The organism is Brucella pseudogrignonensis, from assembly GCF_002252525.1.
GTDB classification, from domain to species: Bacteria; Pseudomonadota; Alphaproteobacteria; order Rhizobiales; family Rhizobiaceae; genus Brucella; species Brucella pseudogrignonensis.
In genome coordinates this window covers 89,382-104,400 of the sequence record NZ_NNRM01000003.1, presented here as the reverse complement: position 1 = coordinate 104,400, position 15,019 = coordinate 89,382, and the positions used below count along the sequence as shown (strand labels likewise).

The following is a 15,019-nucleotide window of genomic DNA, read 5'->3' as shown; positions in this document are numbered from 1 at the left end:
CGGGCAAGAAAGTGCTTTGATGGCAGATCCCATTTTCTTCAAGCCTTCTCGTGACCTCACGATTGGCGATATTGCTGATTTTACCGGTGCAAGCCTTCGCAACCCGAAGCTTGCACCGCGTTCTGTTGCGCGTCTGGCGTCATTGAATGACGCGAGTGATGATGCCCTCGTATTTGTCGATGGTAAGAAGAACGCACAGGCTCTTGCCGGCATAAAAGCCGCAGGTGTTTTGTGTTCTGAAGATGTTGCTGACAGCGTGCCTTCCAATGTTGCTACGCTTGTAACCAGAAATCCACAACGCGATTTTTCGTCCGTTGGGCGAATGCTGTTTCCTGTTTCTGTGCGGCCTGAAAGCTGGCTCGGTGAAACGGGCGTTTCGCCAGCTGCTTATGTGCATCCTACTGCATCGATTGAGGCGGGTGCTACGATTGAAGCAGGCGCAGTCATCGGCAAAGGTGTGAGCGTAGGCACAGGAACGCTTATTGCGGCGACAGCTGTGGTCGGTGAAGGCTGTCAGATCGGCCGCGATAGCTATATTGCGCCGGGCGTTGCTGTTCAGTTCGCTATGATCGGTAATCGCGTATCCCTGCATCCGGGTGTCCGTATAGGACAGGACGGATTCGGCTATGTTCCCGGTCCTAGAGGCCTTGAAAAAGTTCCTCAACTTGGCCGCGTCATCCTTCAGGATGACGTTGAGATTGGTGCGAACACCACGATCGACCGTGGCGCTTTGAGCGACACTGTTATCGGTGAGGGCACCAAGATCGATAATCTGGTGCAAATCGCACACAATGTGCGTATTGGCCGGTTTTGTATCGTTGCCGCGCATTGCGGTATTTCGGGAAGTTGCGTGATCGGTGACCAGACGATGCTTGGAGGCCGCGTTGGCCTTGCGGATCATCTGGTTATTGGTTCGCGCGTGCAGATTGCCGCAGCAAGCGGTGTGATGAATGACATACCCGATGGCGAGCGTTGGGGGGGCTTCCCCGCTCGTCCTATTAAACAATGGTTCAGGGATATCGCAAATATCCGGAGCATCGGGAAACCAAAAAAGGAGCAATCCTCTGATGAGTGAAACTAATCAGAAGCTGGAAGTTGCAGATATTCAGGCTGTTCTGCGTGCGCTCCCGCATCGTTATCCATTTTTGCTGATTGATCGCATCATCAATATCAATGGTGATGAGTCTGCGACTGGCATCAAGAACGTCACGATCAATGAGCCGCATTTTACGGGTCATTTTCCCGACAAGCCGATTATGCCAGGTGTTCTCATTATTGAGGCCATGGCGCAGACGGCAGGCGCGATCACTGTTCTCAATCAGGGCTCTGACGCGCCAAGCCTCGTCTATTTCATGACAATCGACAAAGCCAAGTTCCGCCGTCCAGTTGTTCCTGGTGATCAGCTTCACCTTCACGTGAAGAAGGTTAAACAACGCGGAAATATCTCTAAATTTGAGTGCGTGGCTGAAGTTGATGGCGTAAAGGTTGCCGAAGCTGAAGTCGCCGCAATGGTTGGCGTAGCCGAAGAGAAGGCATGAGTACTTCAATGAAGGAAACTTTTATCCACCCTACCGCTCTCGTGGAGCCGGGTGTGGAACTTGGACAGGGCGTTTCCGTCGGTCCTTTTTGTCACGTTCAGTCCGGCGCCGTCATCGGCGATAATTCTGAACTGATGAGCCATGTTGTTATTAGCGATGCTGTTCGTCTTGGCGCCAATGCCAAGGTTTATCCGCACGCTGTTTTGGGTTGCGATCCACAGAACGGTAAGCACAAGGGTGGCCCGACGACGCTAGTTGTTGGCGATAACTGCCTTGTCCGCGAAGGTGTCACCATGCATCGCGGTTCTGACAGTAGCCGTGGTTACACGAGTGTAGGCAATAACTGCCAGTTTCTCGCCTATGCACACGTCGCGCATGATTGCGATGTCGGCGATCACGTCACATTTGCTAACAACGTTATGATTGGTGGCCACGTCGAAATCGGTCATCACGCCATTCTCGGCGGCGGTTCTGCTGTTCACCAGTTTACGCGTGTTGGCCATCATGCTTTTGTTGGCGGTATGGCGGCACTGGCCCACGATCTCATTCCTTACGGCAGTGCGATCGGCAACCATGCTTATCTCGGCGGTCTGAACATCATCGGAATGAAGCGTTCCGGTATGCAGCGCAAGGATATCCATAATCTGCGTCATGCAGTCCACATGCTCTTTGACCGCACCAAGCCGGTGCGTGAGCGTGCACAGGATGTGCTTAAGGCTATTCCTGATTCTGATGGTGTGGCTGATCTTATCTCCTTCATTCTGGTGGAAAATAAGCGCGCTTATTGCACGCCGCCGCTTGGCTCATCGGTAGGTGGAGCGATGGATGACGGCGACGACGATTGATAGCGCGGTAAAGCGTCAACGCACAGCCATTATTGCTGGCAATGGCCTTTTGCCGATAAAAGTGGCTGAAGCTCTGAAGGCGGATGGAAATCCGCCTTTTATGCTTCCACTGCGTGGTGAGGCTGATGCCTCGCTCTATGAATATGAACATCAGGAAATCGCAGCGATTGATTTTGGTATGCTCATCCGTGCCATGCGGTCGGCTGGCGTCACTCAAGTTGTCCTTGCCGGTGGCCTTCGTAACCGTCCGCATCTGAGTGACCTCAAACTCAATCTTCCGACGATAAGGGCTGTGCGCTATGTTCTGACCGCGCTCGGTCAAGGCGATGATGCGTTACTGCGTGCATTCATGCGCCTGCTTGAGCGCTATGGCTTCAAGATGGTCGGAGCGCATGAAGTTGTTCCTGATCTTCTCTCACCGACACCGCCGAGAGCGATCACGCGTCTGACGCCCGATTCCCGCGAACGCCGGAACGTTTTGCTCGCTATGGAAGCTGCGCTTCGTCTTGGCGAATTGGATGTCGGGCAGGGTGCAATTGCTGCAGGTGGCCGTGTTGTGGCGCTTGAAGGTGCAGAAGGCACCGATCAGATGATCGAGCGTGTTTACGCGCTTCGTCAGGCAGGTCGTATTCCCAAGCGTGGCGGCGTACTTGTCAAAATGGCCAAGCCAAGACAGGATGAGCGGGCAGATTTGCCGGCAATCGGCGTATCGACAGTGGAGAACGCAGCCCGTGCTGGCTTGTCCGGTATTGCGATTGAAGCTGGTCGCACTTTCATTCTCGGTCTTGGTGAAACCATGGCTGCGGCCAATGAAAAAGGTCTTTTCATTGAGACGATCAGTCGAAACCAAAGGGACTTAGCACGTTGAGCAAAACCAGCCGGCCATTGAAAATTGCGATCGTGGCCGGAGAGGAATCCGGCGATCTCCTCGGTGCTGATTTGGTTGATGCTCTTCGCGGCCAGACAGATCGGCTCGTCGATATCGTTGGTGTTGGTGGTGACCATCTTGCTGAACGTGGATTGAAAACCTTCTTTGACCCGCATGAAATAGCCTTGATGGGGCTTGGTGCTATTCTCAAGAATCTGCCTGGGCTTATTCTGCGTATAAATCAGACAGCAAAGCGGATCGTTACAGAAAAGCCTGATTGTGTTCTGCTCATCGACAGCCCGGAATTCACGCATCGTGTTGCGAAAAAAATCCGCGCGGCCAGCCCTTCAATTCCAATCGTAAAATATATCGCTCCGAGTGTCTGGGCCTGGCGTCCGCAGCGCGCCAAAGCGATGCGTGCCTATGTCGACCATGTGCTCACGGTATTACCGTTTGAAGTTGAGGTCATGAAGCGGCTTAACGGCCCGCAATCAACCTATGTCGGACATCGTCTCAGCAGCTACGCGCCGATTGTGAAAGTACAGGCTGAGCAGCGCGCCGCTGAAGCGCAACGCTGGCCTGATGGCTCACGCTGCCTGTTGTTGCTTCCCGGATCGCGCCGTGGCGAAATCCAAACGCTTATGGAACCCTTCGGCAAGGCTGTAGAAGAGCTGTCAAAGCGTGTCGAAAAGCTTGAGGTCATTCTGCCTACATTGCCGCGCATTGAGGAAATGGTGCGTGAGCTTTCTAAGGATTGGGCCGTTAAGCCGCTTATCGTTACCGGCGATGAAGCCAAGTGGGATGCCTTTGCGCGTGCAGATGCAGCACTGGCTGCGTCGGGTACTGTTTCGCTGGAGCTTGCACTGTCGCGCATCCCGACCATTTTGTCATACAAGGCTGATTGGTTTGCACGCCAGTTTCTGCTGTCCAAGATCACGATCTGGAGTGCGGCTCTTCCGAACATTATCGCTGACGAACCCGTTGTGTCGGAGTTTTTCAATGAATCGGTAAGGCCGGGTAATCTTGCCCGTTATGTCGATAAGCTTATGCAGAAAAGTGCGTCGCGTCAGGCGCAACTTGATGGCTTTGATAAAGTGATATCAATAATGGCCACGGAGCGACCTTCCGGCGAGATCGGAGCAAAGGTCTTGCTCGATCTGGCCGAGAACGGCAGAAAACGCTGAACTCAAATTGAGAACAAACAAAAACCCCGGCAAATTGCCGGGGTTTTCTGCATTCTGGGATAGGATTACTTGCGCTTTGCAACTGGCACGTAATCGCGTTCTGGAGCACCAGTATAGAGCTGGCGCGGACGACCGATCTTCTGCTGTGGATCTTCGATCATTTCCTTCCACTGAGCGACCCAACCGACGGTGCGGGCGAGGGCGAACAGAACCGTAAACATTTCGGTTGGGAAGCCGAGAGCCTTCAGCGTGATGCCGGAGTAGAAGTCGATGTTTGGATAGAGCTTCTTTTCGATGAAATATTCATCGGTAAGAGCGATCTTTTCGAGTTCCAGAGCAACGTCGAGAAGCGGATCGTCCTTGATGCCGAGTTCGCCGAGAACTTCATGGCAGGTCTTCTGCATGATCTTGGCGCGCGGATCGTAGTTCTTGTAAACGCGATGGCCGAAGCCCATCAGACGGAACGGATCGTTCTTGTCCTTGGCGCGTGCAATGAATTCCGGAATGCGGTCGACGGAACCGATTTCAGCCAGCATGTTGAGCGCTGCTTCATTTGCGCCGCCATGTGCAGGACCCCAGAGGCAGGCAACGCCAGCAGCGATACATGCAAATGGGTTTGCGCCTGACGAACCAGCGAGACGAACGGTCGATGTCGAAGCGTTCTGTTCGTGGTCAGCGTGCAGGATGAAGATGCGGTCCATGGCGCGTGCCAGAACCGGATTGACCTTGTAATCTTCGCAAGGAACGCCAAAGCACATGTGCAGGAAGTTCGACGCGAAATCGAGGTCGTTCTTCGGATACATGAATGGCTGGCCGATGTGGTACTTATAGGCCATTGCAGCGAGCGTAGGCAGCTTGGCGATCAGACGGATCGACGCAACCATGCGCTGATGCGGATCGGTGATGTCGGTCGAGTCGTGATAGAATGCCGACATTGCGCCGACGCAGCCGACGATGACAGCCATTGGATGCGCGTCACGACGGAAGCCGGTGAAGAACTTCGTCATCTGCTCGTGGATCATCGTGTGACGGGTCACGCGGTAATCGAAATCGGCCTTCTGGGTTGCTGTAGGCAGTTCACCGTAGAGCAGCAGGTAGCAGGTTTCGAGGAAGTCGCCATGTTCAGCAAGCTGATCAATCGGATAGCCACGATACAGCAGCACGCCTTCATCACCATCGATATATGTGATCTTGGATTCGCATGAAGCGGTCGAAGTGAAACCTGGATCGTAAGTGAAAGCGTGGGCGTTCTTGTAAAGTGGACCGATGTCGACGACGTCCGGCCCGACAGTGCCTTGTCGTACAGGCAGGTCGAACGTTTTGCCGTCGAGGGTAAAGCTAGCTGTCTTATCTGACATCGTGTTTCCTTTCGTGTCCACTTTGCCGCCCGTGTGGCGGCTGAATTTTAATCGTCGTTATAACTTGTCTCTTGTAACATCTATGTGTTTCCCGCCAACGCGGGAAACCGCATTATTTTTATGTGTTAGCCGTTCCCGTAGAAGAACGGATTTTCAACGCATTATCCAAACGATTTCGCCCGCCAAACTATCCCAATGATTTTGCGATGCAATGCGTAATTTGGTCTAATTAAGTCCGATTTGTCACGTCAGCGTGAATGCTAACAGTTCAAACGATTTGATCTTTTATGCGTGCAAGTGACTCTTCACGGCCGAGCACAAACAGTACGTCGAATACACCCGGAGATGTAGCCCGACCCGTAAGGGCAGCGCGCAGTGGTTGTGCTACCTTGCCAAGTTTGAGGCCTACTGTTTCTGCATGGGCCCGAACAGCCGCATCGAGCGCGTCTACGGTCCAATCGCTGACTGATTCCAAATGCGGAAGGACAGCTTTCAGAACTTCGCGACCTTCGTCGTTAAGCAGAGATGCGGCCTTCTCATCAAATGCAAGCGGGCGCTTTGCGAAGATAAACTTCGCACCATCAGCAAGCTCCACCAGTGTCTTTGCGCGATCTTTAAGGCCCGGCATTGCGGTGAGAAGCTGAGCGCGACCCTTTTCATCAAGGGAGGCTTCCAGTTCTTTGCCGCCTTCGATTTCCGGCAATACGGCAATCAGCGCATCAAACAGAGCCTTGTCGTCGCTTGCGCGCATGTAAAGGCCGTTGATGGCTTCGAGCTTCTGGAAGTCAAAGCGCGCAGCACCTTTGTTGATGTCGGTGACGTCAAACCACTCGATCATTTGTTCGGTCGACATGATTTCGTCGTCGCCATGGCTCCAGCCAAGACGGACGAGATAGTTGCGAAGCGCTTCCGGCAGATAACCCATGGCGCGATAGGCATCGACGCCCAGCGCACCATGACGCTTGGAGAGCTTAGCTCCGTCTGCACCATGAATAAGCGGAATATGCGACATCTGAGGGACTTCCCAGCCCATCGCATCGTAGATCACGGTCTGGCGTGCCGCATTGGTCAGATGGTCGTCGCCACGAATGATGTGGGTGACGCCCATGTCGTGGTCGTCCACGACAACCGCGTGCATATAGGTCGGTGTGCCGTCGGAACGCAGGATGATGAAATCATCAAGGTCTTTGTTCGGGAAGCGAACATCGCCCTGAACAGCATCGCGTACAAGGGTTTCACCTTCGCGTGGTGCCTTGATTCTAATAACGGGCTTTACGCCTGCAGGTGCCTCCGAAGGATCGCGGTCACGCCAGCGGCCATCATAGCGCGGCGGACGACCTTCAGCGCGTGCCTTTTCGCGCATTTCTTCGAGCTCTTCCGGCGTTGCATAGCAATAATAGGCTTTGCCATCTGCAACCAGTTCTTCGGCCACTTCACGGTGGCGTGGAGCGCGCTCAAACTGAGAAATTGCATCGCCATCCCAATCGAGACCAAGCCAGTTCAGGCCGTCCAGAATTGCGGCTGTGGCTGCATCGGTGGAGCGTTCGCGATCGGTATCTTCGATGCGCAGCAGCATCTTGCCGCCGGTGTGCTTTGCGTAAAGCCAGTTAAAAAGAGCCGTGCGAGCTCCGCCAATATGCAGATAACCCGTGGGCGAAGGGGCAAAACGGGTGACGACCGGTTTCGACATGACAGCTCCACTGTGTCAGAGCCTCGTGGGACTGCGGCAGGACGCCGAGGGCGAGGCAGAATTAGAGTATATAGTGCCCGTTTGATTGTGTTCTACAGGCAATCGGGGCTCTCGACGCGAACCCTCTCGATTTTGGCTGGCGTTCATGTAGCATAGGTAGCACAGCGCGCAAGGGCTTGACGTCCCTTTCGCACCGATCCGGTATTCTTCTTTAGGTTAGCGGGGAGCACTTTTGCAGTCAGGCGGGGGCATGACGGGCACAAGGGAAGCACAGGAGATCAGCGAACGGGCATTTGTCAAAGACATGCCCGATGGTTTGGCTCGCGCTTTGATGCCCGCTCCGTGGGCTCCGGATGAACACGAAGAAATTTATCCTGCCGCCCTGCCAGATCGAGTTCTAGCGCCTTCTGAACGCGCGCGCGTTCTACTAGACGCCGCGTGGTTGAACTTAAGCAGAGCGCTGAGTCGGGAAGTGGGTCGCGGGATATTCTTCCTTCTGTTTCCCGTGATGATGGGTGTGGGAGCAGTTGTCTATTTTACGCTTTCTTTCGAGCCTGACTGGGTGCCGCTCCTTTCGACTCTGACAACGGTCTTTATATTGCGTTTTTTTGTGCGCAAACGCTTCTTGCTATCGCAATTGCTGACGCTCGTCGTGGCTCTGCAGCTCGGCATGATAGCGGGGAAATTTGAGACTGAACGACGAAGCACGCAATTGTTGGGTTCAGAGGTTGCAACGCGCGTTACCGGCCGAGTGGCTGGTCTCGAATATCGCGACAATGGCAGCTGGCGTGTGACGCTTGATCTGCTTGAAACGCAAAGGCCGAAACTTCGCTACGCACCGCACCGCATCCGCATTACTGCACGCGACATACCGGCCAAGACGACTATTGGTAGCGGGCTAACCGGCTTTGCGCGCCTGAGGGTGCCTTCGGGACCTGTGCGGCCGGGGAATTACGATTTTGCCTTCCATGCCTATTTCGGCGGTATCGGTGCCAACGGTTTCTTTCTTGGAACACCAAAGATTGCCGATGTGCCAGGACCGACCGACATGACGGCAAAAATTGCGAGTTTCATTGCTCAATTACGCGTGCATGTTTCCGAACGTATTGCGGAAGTGCTCTCTGGTGAGGATGGCAGTGTTGCCGCAGCGCTCATAGCGGGTGAGCGAGCAGGGATCAGCGAAGAAACGAATGAGGATCTGCGCAAGGCAGGTCTGGCGCATATCCTGTCAATTTCCGGCCTGCATATGGTGCTGGCCGCTGGCGTTGTGATGATGTCGCTGAGGTCTCTGTTTGCTCTGATGCCGGGGTTTAGCGCCCGATATCCGGTCAAAAAGTTTGCGGCTTTTCTCTCGCTTCTAAGCTGCACATTTTATCTCGCCATGTCGGGTGCGGATGTTGCAGCACAGCGCAGTTACGTCATGATTGTCGTGATGCTCTGCGCATTGCTGGCTGACCGTGCTGCCATCAGTATGCGCAATCTTGCGATTGCGTCTGTCGCGATGATTGCAATTTCTCCGCATGAAATTCTGGGTCCGAGTTTTCAAATGTCTTTTTCGGCGACTGCGGGATTGATTGCTGCATTTGCATGGTGGAGCGACAGGAAAGCACGTAATCAAACGGCCAATGAAAATCGACGTTCAAATCCACGCGGGTTCGTATCAAAAATGCTCATTCCTGCGGTGGCGACAGGAGCAACATCGATTGTTGCCGGTATAGCGAGCGGAATATTCGCCGCCTATCATTTCAACAACACCGCACCCTTAGGCCTGGTCGGAAACGTATTGGCCCTGCCGGTTATCTCGATCCTTGTGATGCCCTTTGCAGTGCTGAGCTTGGTATTGATGCCATTGCAGCTTGATTGGCTACCACTACAGATCATGGGATTTGGTGTCCTATTGGTCAGGCATATTGCAAGTTTGGTCGCTAGCTTTTCTCCTGACGGCAATCCGGGCGTCATGCCAGCAAGCACGCTTATCCTCTGGACTGTAGCGCTTGTTATCGCGGTTGTTTCCACGACCCGGTTGCGATGGCTGGCTTTACCCTTTGTCATTGCAGGGCTTGTCGTTTTTATACGAACGCCATTGCCGGATATTCTCGTTAGCGAGGATGCAAAATTTGCGGCCGTGCGCTTGCCCGATGGCAATTTCGCAGCCAATCGCAGCAGGCCGCCAAAATTCACAGGTCAAAACTGGCAGACTGCCTATTTGATCGAAACGTTTATTCCGCCGCAGATTGTAAAAAAGCAGAAGTTGGTATCCGCCACTGATGCGTTTGTCTGCGAAGAGGGACTGTGTACGATCCCTTTGCGGGACGGGCGGATGTTCGCTTATACCGCGCAGGAGGAAATGAAGGACATCGCCTGCAATATTGGCGACATCGTCGTTCTTGCGATAGCAGGCAAAAATCTGAGCTGCGAGCGCCCTGATGTGCTCGTGGTGGATCGAAAAGAGCTTGCCTTAAAGGGAACGCTTGAACTCAGGCTGGGGCAACAGAAGGAGTCCTCGAAAGGCGAAGCTGCAACAGTTTCGGCTGTCCACGAAGTCGACAACGAAGATAAAATCTACCGATTCGAACCGGCAAAACCTCGTAAATTAGCCGGCTATGCAGATGATCTGAGCTTTGCCATTGATGCGCCTACGAGGCCTTGGCACCTTCATCGTCTTTATTCGCGAGCAGCGCGGGGGCTAGCTGATCGCGAATATCAAAAGAAAGCTGGCTCTGAAAAGAACCCTAAGCTCGAAGCGGCTCCAGCTTTTACAGACAAATCAGAGTCGCTCTAGTTCATGGTCTTCTGGCAGACTTACAGCCGTTCCAGTTAGGAATGAATCGTTGGAGCCTCTATAACTGATTGTTTTTACGCATTATCCGACGCACCGCAGCAGGAAAAGAAATCAGTCCGGCGAACCGATTTCCCTGCGGAGACGCTTCGCACTTTTGCCGGAAATGCTATGAATATTAACCGCCACATACCTCAAGGAAGCGCAGCGGTTATGTGTGAGATTTAATAGCGTCGGATCAGACCGATCAGCTTGCCCTGAACGCGCACGCGGTCAGGTCCGAAGATGCGGGTTTCGTAAGCCGGGTTTGCTGCTTCCAAGGCGATGGAAGCGCCTTTGCGGCGAAAACGCTTCAATGTCGCTTCTTCGTCGTCCACCAGTGCGACGACAATTTCACCCGGATTGGCTGTATCACCGCGTTTAATGATGACTGTGTCGCCGTCAAAAATACCGGCGTCGATCATCGAATCGCCTTTGACTTCCAAAGCGTAGTGTTCACCGGCGCCCAGCATTTCCGGAGGAAGGCTCAGTGAGTGTGTCTGATTCTGGATTGCCGAGATCGGCACACCGGCAGCGATGCGTCCCATCATAGGCACAGAGACCATTGTTGAGGAATCATTGTCCGCCATGACCGGAGCAGGGCGCGCCGGTGGAGGAGGGGGAGCTTTACCAAGGCTTCCTTCGATGACGCTCGGAGCGAACTTCTTCTGCGAGTTCAAGCCCGGTGCTATCGAATCTGGCAACCGCAGGACTTCCAGAGCGCGTGCTCTGTTAGGAAGTCTGCGGATAAAGCCACGTTCTTCCAATGCCGTGATGAGGCGATGAATGCCCGATTTCGAGGCTAGATCGAGAGCCTCTTTCATCTCGTCAAAAGACGGAGGGATGCCCGTCTCTTTAAGACGTTCATGAATGAACAGCAGAAGCTCGTGCTGCTTACGGGTCAACATGCGCTACACCCTCCAGACCAGAATCAAATAAAAACAAAACCAGAACGAACACTATATGTTCCAGTCTTGTTCTGCAATGGTTTTAAAATGATTAATGAGGGCGGGAATTGATGCCGTTCGTTACAGCATCAATATTGTACAAGCATCTCCAAGCGTTGCAGCTGGCGCATTTTCTTCTCTGATCAATAGTGCATTGGAACGCACAAGTGCAGAAAGCATTGAAGAATCCTGAATTGGAAATGGCTTTACAATCAATGTGCCGTCGATTGCCTTTTCTACCGTCGCACGAACAAAGTCCCTACGATGATCGTTTGCATTCATTGACTGACCCAATTTCGCGGGACGAATATCTGCAGTTAAGTCAGTGCCTGATAGCTTTGCCACCAATGGACGCAGAAATACGAGACTGCAGACAAGGCTTGAAACCGGATTACCCGGCAGACCGATGACATGCACGGTTTTACCCGAAACCGTCTTGCGGCCATACATCAGCGGTTTACCCGGGCGCATGGCGATCTTCCAGAAGTCGAGATCGACGCCGCAATTCTGTAAAGCCCCGTGAACGTAATCGCGATCTCCAACCGACGCGCCGCCAATCGTCACAAGAACATCGATGCCATCTTCGAGAACGGCACTAATTGCGGATTCGATCTTTTCGGGATCGTCGATAATAATGCCCATATCTTCAGGCCTGCCGCCTGCGCGGCGAACGATTTCGGCGATGCCGACGCTGTTGGAGGCGACAATCTGGTCCGGGCCGGGAACTGTACCGGGCGGGACGAGCTCGTCTCCAGTCGCCAGTATTGCAATGCGGGGCTGTTTGAAAACGGAGATGGCTGCGTTGCCACTGGCCGCAGCAAGGGAAAGTGCCGGGGCGTCGAGTGCTTTTCCAACTGGAAGAACAACATCGGCAGGTGCAAAATCGAGGCCCGCGCGACGAATGTGCCGACCTTTATCGAGGCCTTGCCGGATCGTCAGCTTGTCGCCGGAGCGCTCCGTGTCTTCCTGAATAACGATGCTATCTGCACCTGCTGGTATTGGTGCACCGGTGAAAATGCGGACCGCCTGACCTTCGCCCAGCTGCCCATCGAAACGCTTACCGGCTGCTGATTCGCCAATTACGGTGAGTTCAAGCGGATAGCTGATGTTTTCAGGTGCGATCAGCGCATAGCCATCCATAGCAGAGCAATCAAAGGGAGGTTGCAGAAGGTGAGCCTTCACAGGTTCAGCAACGACGCGTCCACCGGCTGAAGTCAAAGGAACCTGCTCAGAACCGTGTGGCTCTGCCGATCTCAGGATACGTGCAAGGGCTTCATCGACCGGGAGAAGGGACATTGGCTTCCTCTCGTAGAAAATAATCTCGTTATTTCGCTTGTTCTGCGCATTATCTTACACAGGCTGCTAAATGCTCATGCCGGAAATGCTTCGCTGCTTAAAGCAGATTAACTGCGGCCATGAATTGATTTGCCGCAAGTTCGTTTGAAAATCAGGCTTTCCAGTCGCCTGATTTGCCACCACTTTTTGCGGAAACACGAATATCGGTAATTTCCATGTGGCGATCAACGGCCTTTGCCATGTCATAGATGGTCAGGCAGGTGACTGATACGGCAGTCAGCGCTTCCATTTCAACTCCCGTGCGGCCTTTCAGCTTTGCAGTCGCAGAGACGCGCAGGCCGGGAAGTGATTGATCCGGTTCGATGTCCACCGAGACCTTTGTCAGCATCAATGGGTGGCAAAGCGGAATGAGATCAGCAGTCTTCTTCGCAGCCATAATGCCCGCCAAACGGGCAGCACCGATAACGTCGCCTTTTGCGGCATTGCCTTCCAGAATGAGGGCCAGAGTTTCTGGCTTCATTTTGACTGCACCTTCAGCCGTTGCCTGGCGTTCAGTCTCAGCCTTATCGCCGACATCGACCATATGGGCGGCGCCAGTCTGGTCGATATGGGTGAGTTTGGCTGTCATGGCTTACACCTTGCCGGTCAGAAGTTCGCGGGTCGCCTGAGCAACGTCATCCTGGCGCATCAGGCTTTCGCCGATGAGGAATGTTCCGATATCCGACTTTTCAAGACGGAGGCAATCATCATGGGTGAAGATGCCGCTTTCGCCAACCAGAAGACGGTCCGAAGGCACCATCTTTGCGAGGCGTTCGGAAACAGCAAGATCGACTTCAAACGTGCGCAGATTGCGATTGTTGACGCCAACGAGACGCGATGAAAGCTTCAGCGCGCGTTCGGTTTCTTCTTCGTCATGGACTTCAATGAGAGCATCCATACCGAGTTCGAAAGCGGTTTCTTCGAGCGCTTTGGCCAGATCATCATCGACGCTTGCCAGAATGATGAGGATACAATCTGCACCCCAGCTGCGCGCTTCATAGACTTGATAGGCGTCGAAAAGGAAATCCTTGCGCAAGGCGGGTAGCGAGCAGGCATTGCGTGCCGCTGTCAGAAATTCCGGTGCGCCCTGAAAAGATGGCGTATCCGTGAGAACGGACAGGCAGGCCGCGCCGCCGTCTTCATAAGCCTTGGCCAGCGCTGGCGGATCAAAATCAGGGCGGATAAGGCCTTTGGAAGGGCTCGCCTTCTTGATTTCAGCAATGAGCGCGAACTTGTTGGCTGCGCGCTTGGCTTCCAGTGCCTTGAGAAAACCGCGTGTTGCAGGCTGATCCTTGGCCTGCGCCTTCACTTCTTCGAGTGGAAGACGAGCCTTGGCAGCAGCGATTTCCTCGCGCTTGTAAGCTTCGATTTTCCGCAAAATGTCGGTGGACATGGTTTGATCCTCTCCGTCAGAGCGGGTTATCGTTTGACACAGCAATGACCTTTTGCAGAACGGCTAAAGCTGCTCCGCTGTCGATTGACTGCGCTGCGAGGGCAATGCCGTCCTTCAGGTCTTTCGCCTTGCCGGAAATCACCAGTGCTGCGGCAGAGTTCAAGAGCACAATATCGCGATATGCGTTCTGTGCACCTTCAAGAACACCAAGCAGCGCCTTTGCGTTAACTTCGGCTTCACCGCCCTTGAGCTCCGACATATCGACGCGACGAAGGCCAACGTCTTCCGGTGTAATCTCAAAAGTACGAATAGTGCCGTTTTCAAGTGCTGCAACCTTTGTGGTGCCTGCCGTGGTCATCTCATCGAGACCATCACCATAGACCACCCAGGCGGTTTCGGAGCCCAGTTCTTTGAGAACCTGAGCCAGAGGCTCAACCCATTCTGCCGAGAACACACCAACCAGCTGGCGCTTGACGCTTGCCGGGTTTGAAAGCGGACCAAGCAGATTGAAAATCGTTCGGGTGCCGAGTTCAACGCGCGATGGTCCGACATGACGCATCGCAGAATGGTGCATCGGCGCAAACATGAAGCCAAGACCAGCTTCATTGATGCTGCGGCCAATCGTGTTTGCATCGGCTTCGATGTTCACACCAAGAGCTGCCAGCGCATCTGCCGCACCTGATTTGGAAGAGAGCGCGCGATTACCATGCTTTGCAACCGGAACGCCTGCGCCGGCCACGACAAAGGCGGAACAGCTGGAAACGTTGTAGGAGCCGGACTGATCTCCGCCAGTGCCGACAATATCTACAGCGCCCGCCGGAGCGGAAACTGGAAGCATTCGTGAGCGCATAGATGATACAGCACCGGCTATTTCCGGCACTGTTTCACCGCGAACACGCAGAGCCATCAGAAAACCGCCGATCTGTGACGGCGTAGCCTGTCCGGACATCATGATGTCGAAAGCTGCCTTGGAATCCTCGAGCGACAACGGATTGCCGGAGGCAGCCTTGGCGATATAGGGTTTTAAGTCAGCCATTATTCCA

General features: G+C 53.9%; 13 protein-coding genes. 6 read left to right on the top strand and 7 right to left on the bottom strand.

Annotation, left to right across the window (positions count from 1 at the left end):
• Positions 1-19: 19 nt before the first annotated feature.
• The 5 genes from lpxD to lpxB are packed head-to-tail and all read left to right on the top strand — an operon-like array spanning position 20 to position 4,435.
• A complete protein-coding gene (lpxD, locus tag CEV34_RS00865) occupies positions 20-1,075 on the top strand; it encodes a UDP-3-O-(3-hydroxymyristoyl)glucosamine N-acyltransferase (RefSeq protein ID WP_007875197.1) in 1,056 nt (351 codons plus the stop codon).
• The gene (gene fabZ / locus CEV34_RS00860) at positions 1,068-1,538 is read left to right on the top strand and encodes a 3-hydroxyacyl-ACP dehydratase FabZ (protein WP_007875195.1); all 471 of its coding nucleotides are present in this window, start codon (positions 1,068-1,070) and stop codon (positions 1,536-1,538) included. The genes lpxD and fabZ overlap by 8 nt, the downstream gene beginning before the upstream one ends.
• Before the next feature lie 8 nt (positions 1,539-1,546).
• Positions 1,547-2,383 carry an acyl-ACP--UDP-N-acetylglucosamine O-acyltransferase gene (lpxA, locus tag CEV34_RS00855; RefSeq protein ID WP_007875193.1) on the top strand — a complete coding sequence of 279 codons (837 nt, stop codon included), beginning with the start codon at positions 1,547-1,549 and terminating at the stop codon, positions 2,381-2,383.
• The gene (locus tag CEV34_RS00850) at positions 2,364-3,251 is read left to right on the top strand and encodes an LpxI family protein (protein ID WP_007875185.1); all 888 of its coding nucleotides are present in this window, start codon (positions 2,364-2,366) and stop codon (positions 3,249-3,251) included. The genes lpxA and CEV34_RS00850 overlap by 20 nt, the downstream gene beginning before the upstream one ends.
• Complete coding sequence (gene lpxB / locus CEV34_RS00845) at positions 3,248-4,435, top strand: lipid-A-disaccharide synthase (RefSeq protein ID WP_007875171.1); 1,188 nt, start codon at positions 3,248-3,250, stop codon at positions 4,433-4,435. The genes CEV34_RS00850 and lpxB overlap by 4 nt, the downstream gene beginning before the upstream one ends.
• A gap of 65 nt (positions 4,436-4,500) precedes the next feature.
• Here lpxB and gltA read toward each other — a convergent pair whose 3' ends face one another.
• Positions 4,501-5,793: a citrate synthase gene (gltA, locus tag CEV34_RS00840; protein WP_007875170.1), complete on the bottom strand. Its 1,293-nt coding sequence runs from the start codon at positions 5,791-5,793 to the stop codon at positions 4,501-4,503.
• Between the two features lie 268 nt (positions 5,794-6,061).
• Positions 6,062-7,483, bottom strand: coding sequence for a glutamate--tRNA ligase (gltX, locus tag CEV34_RS00835; protein ID WP_007875168.1), 1,422 nt, complete (start codon positions 7,481-7,483; stop codon positions 6,062-6,064).
• A 250-nt stretch (positions 7,484-7,733) separates the two neighbouring features.
• On the opposite strand from gltX, the gene CEV34_RS00830 reads away from it, so the two are divergent.
• Positions 7,734-10,265 (top strand): ComEC/Rec2 family competence protein, encoded by a 2,532-nt coding sequence (locus CEV34_RS00830; RefSeq protein ID WP_094543131.1) that lies wholly within the window; start codon positions 7,734-7,736, stop codon positions 10,263-10,265.
• Positions 10,266-10,486: 221 nt separating this feature from the next.
• Here the strand turns inward: CEV34_RS00830 and lexA are convergent, their stop codons facing one another.
• From lexA to trpD, 5 genes are all read right to left on the bottom strand, one after another.
• A complete protein-coding gene (gene lexA, locus CEV34_RS00825; protein ID WP_007875164.1) occupies positions 10,487-11,209 on the bottom strand; it encodes a transcriptional repressor LexA in 723 nt (240 codons plus the stop codon).
• A 120-nt stretch (positions 11,210-11,329) separates the two neighbouring features.
• The gene (locus CEV34_RS00820) at positions 11,330-12,544 is read right to left on the bottom strand and encodes a molybdopterin molybdotransferase MoeA (protein WP_007875162.1); all 1,215 of its coding nucleotides are present in this window, start codon (positions 12,542-12,544) and stop codon (positions 11,330-11,332) included.
• 151 nt (positions 12,545-12,695) lie between these two features.
• Positions 12,696-13,172, bottom strand: coding sequence for a cyclic pyranopterin monophosphate synthase MoaC (moaC, locus tag CEV34_RS00815; protein ID WP_007875160.1), 477 nt, complete (start codon positions 13,170-13,172; stop codon positions 12,696-12,698).
• Between the two features lie 3 nt (positions 13,173-13,175).
• Complete coding sequence (gene trpC / locus CEV34_RS00810; RefSeq protein WP_007875159.1) at positions 13,176-13,976, bottom strand: indole-3-glycerol phosphate synthase TrpC; 801 nt, start codon at positions 13,974-13,976, stop codon at positions 13,176-13,178.
• Positions 13,977-13,992: 16 nt separating this feature from the next.
• Complete coding sequence (trpD, locus tag CEV34_RS00805; protein WP_007875158.1) at positions 13,993-15,012, bottom strand: anthranilate phosphoribosyltransferase; 1,020 nt, start codon at positions 15,010-15,012, stop codon at positions 13,993-13,995.
• Positions 15,013-15,019: the final 7 nt, after the last annotated feature.

Bases quoted from the DNA above. Each gene is read 5' to 3' on its own strand.
- lpxD (WP_007875197.1), top strand. From the start codon at position 20: ATGGCAGATCCCATTTTCTTCAAGCCTTCTCGTGACCTCACGATTGGC.
- fabZ (WP_007875195.1), top strand. From the start codon at position 1,068: ATGAGTGAAACTAATCAGAAGCTGGAAGTTGCAGATATTCAGGCTGTT.
- lpxA (WP_007875193.1), top strand. From the start codon at position 1,547: ATGAAGGAAACTTTTATCCACCCTACCGCTCTCGTGGAGCCGGGTGTG.
- CEV34_RS00850 (WP_007875185.1), top strand. From the start codon at position 2,364: ATGACGGCGACGACGATTGATAGCGCGGTAAAGCGTCAACGCACAGCC.
- gltA (WP_007875170.1), bottom strand. From the start codon at position 5,793: ATGTCAGATAAGACAGCTAGCTTTACCCTCGACGGCAAAACGTTCGAC.
- gltX (WP_007875168.1), bottom strand. From the start codon at position 7,483: ATGTCGAAACCGGTCGTCACCCGTTTTGCCCCTTCGCCCACGGGTTAT.
- CEV34_RS00830 (WP_094543131.1), top strand. From the start codon at position 7,734: ATGACGGGCACAAGGGAAGCACAGGAGATCAGCGAACGGGCATTTGTC.
- lexA (WP_007875164.1), bottom strand. From the start codon at position 11,209: ATGTTGACCCGTAAGCAGCACGAGCTTCTGCTGTTCATTCATGAACGT.
- CEV34_RS00820 (WP_007875162.1), bottom strand. From the start codon at position 12,544: ATGTCCCTTCTCCCGGTCGATGAAGCCCTTGCACGTATCCTGAGATCG.
- moaC (WP_007875160.1), bottom strand. From the start codon at position 13,172: ATGACAGCCAAACTCACCCATATCGACCAGACTGGCGCCGCCCATATG.
- trpC (WP_007875159.1), bottom strand. From the start codon at position 13,976: ATGTCCACCGACATTTTGCGGAAAATCGAAGCTTACAAGCGCGAGGAA.
- trpD (WP_007875158.1), bottom strand. From the start codon at position 15,012: ATGGCTGACTTAAAACCCTATATCGCCAAGGCTGCCTCCGGCAATCCG.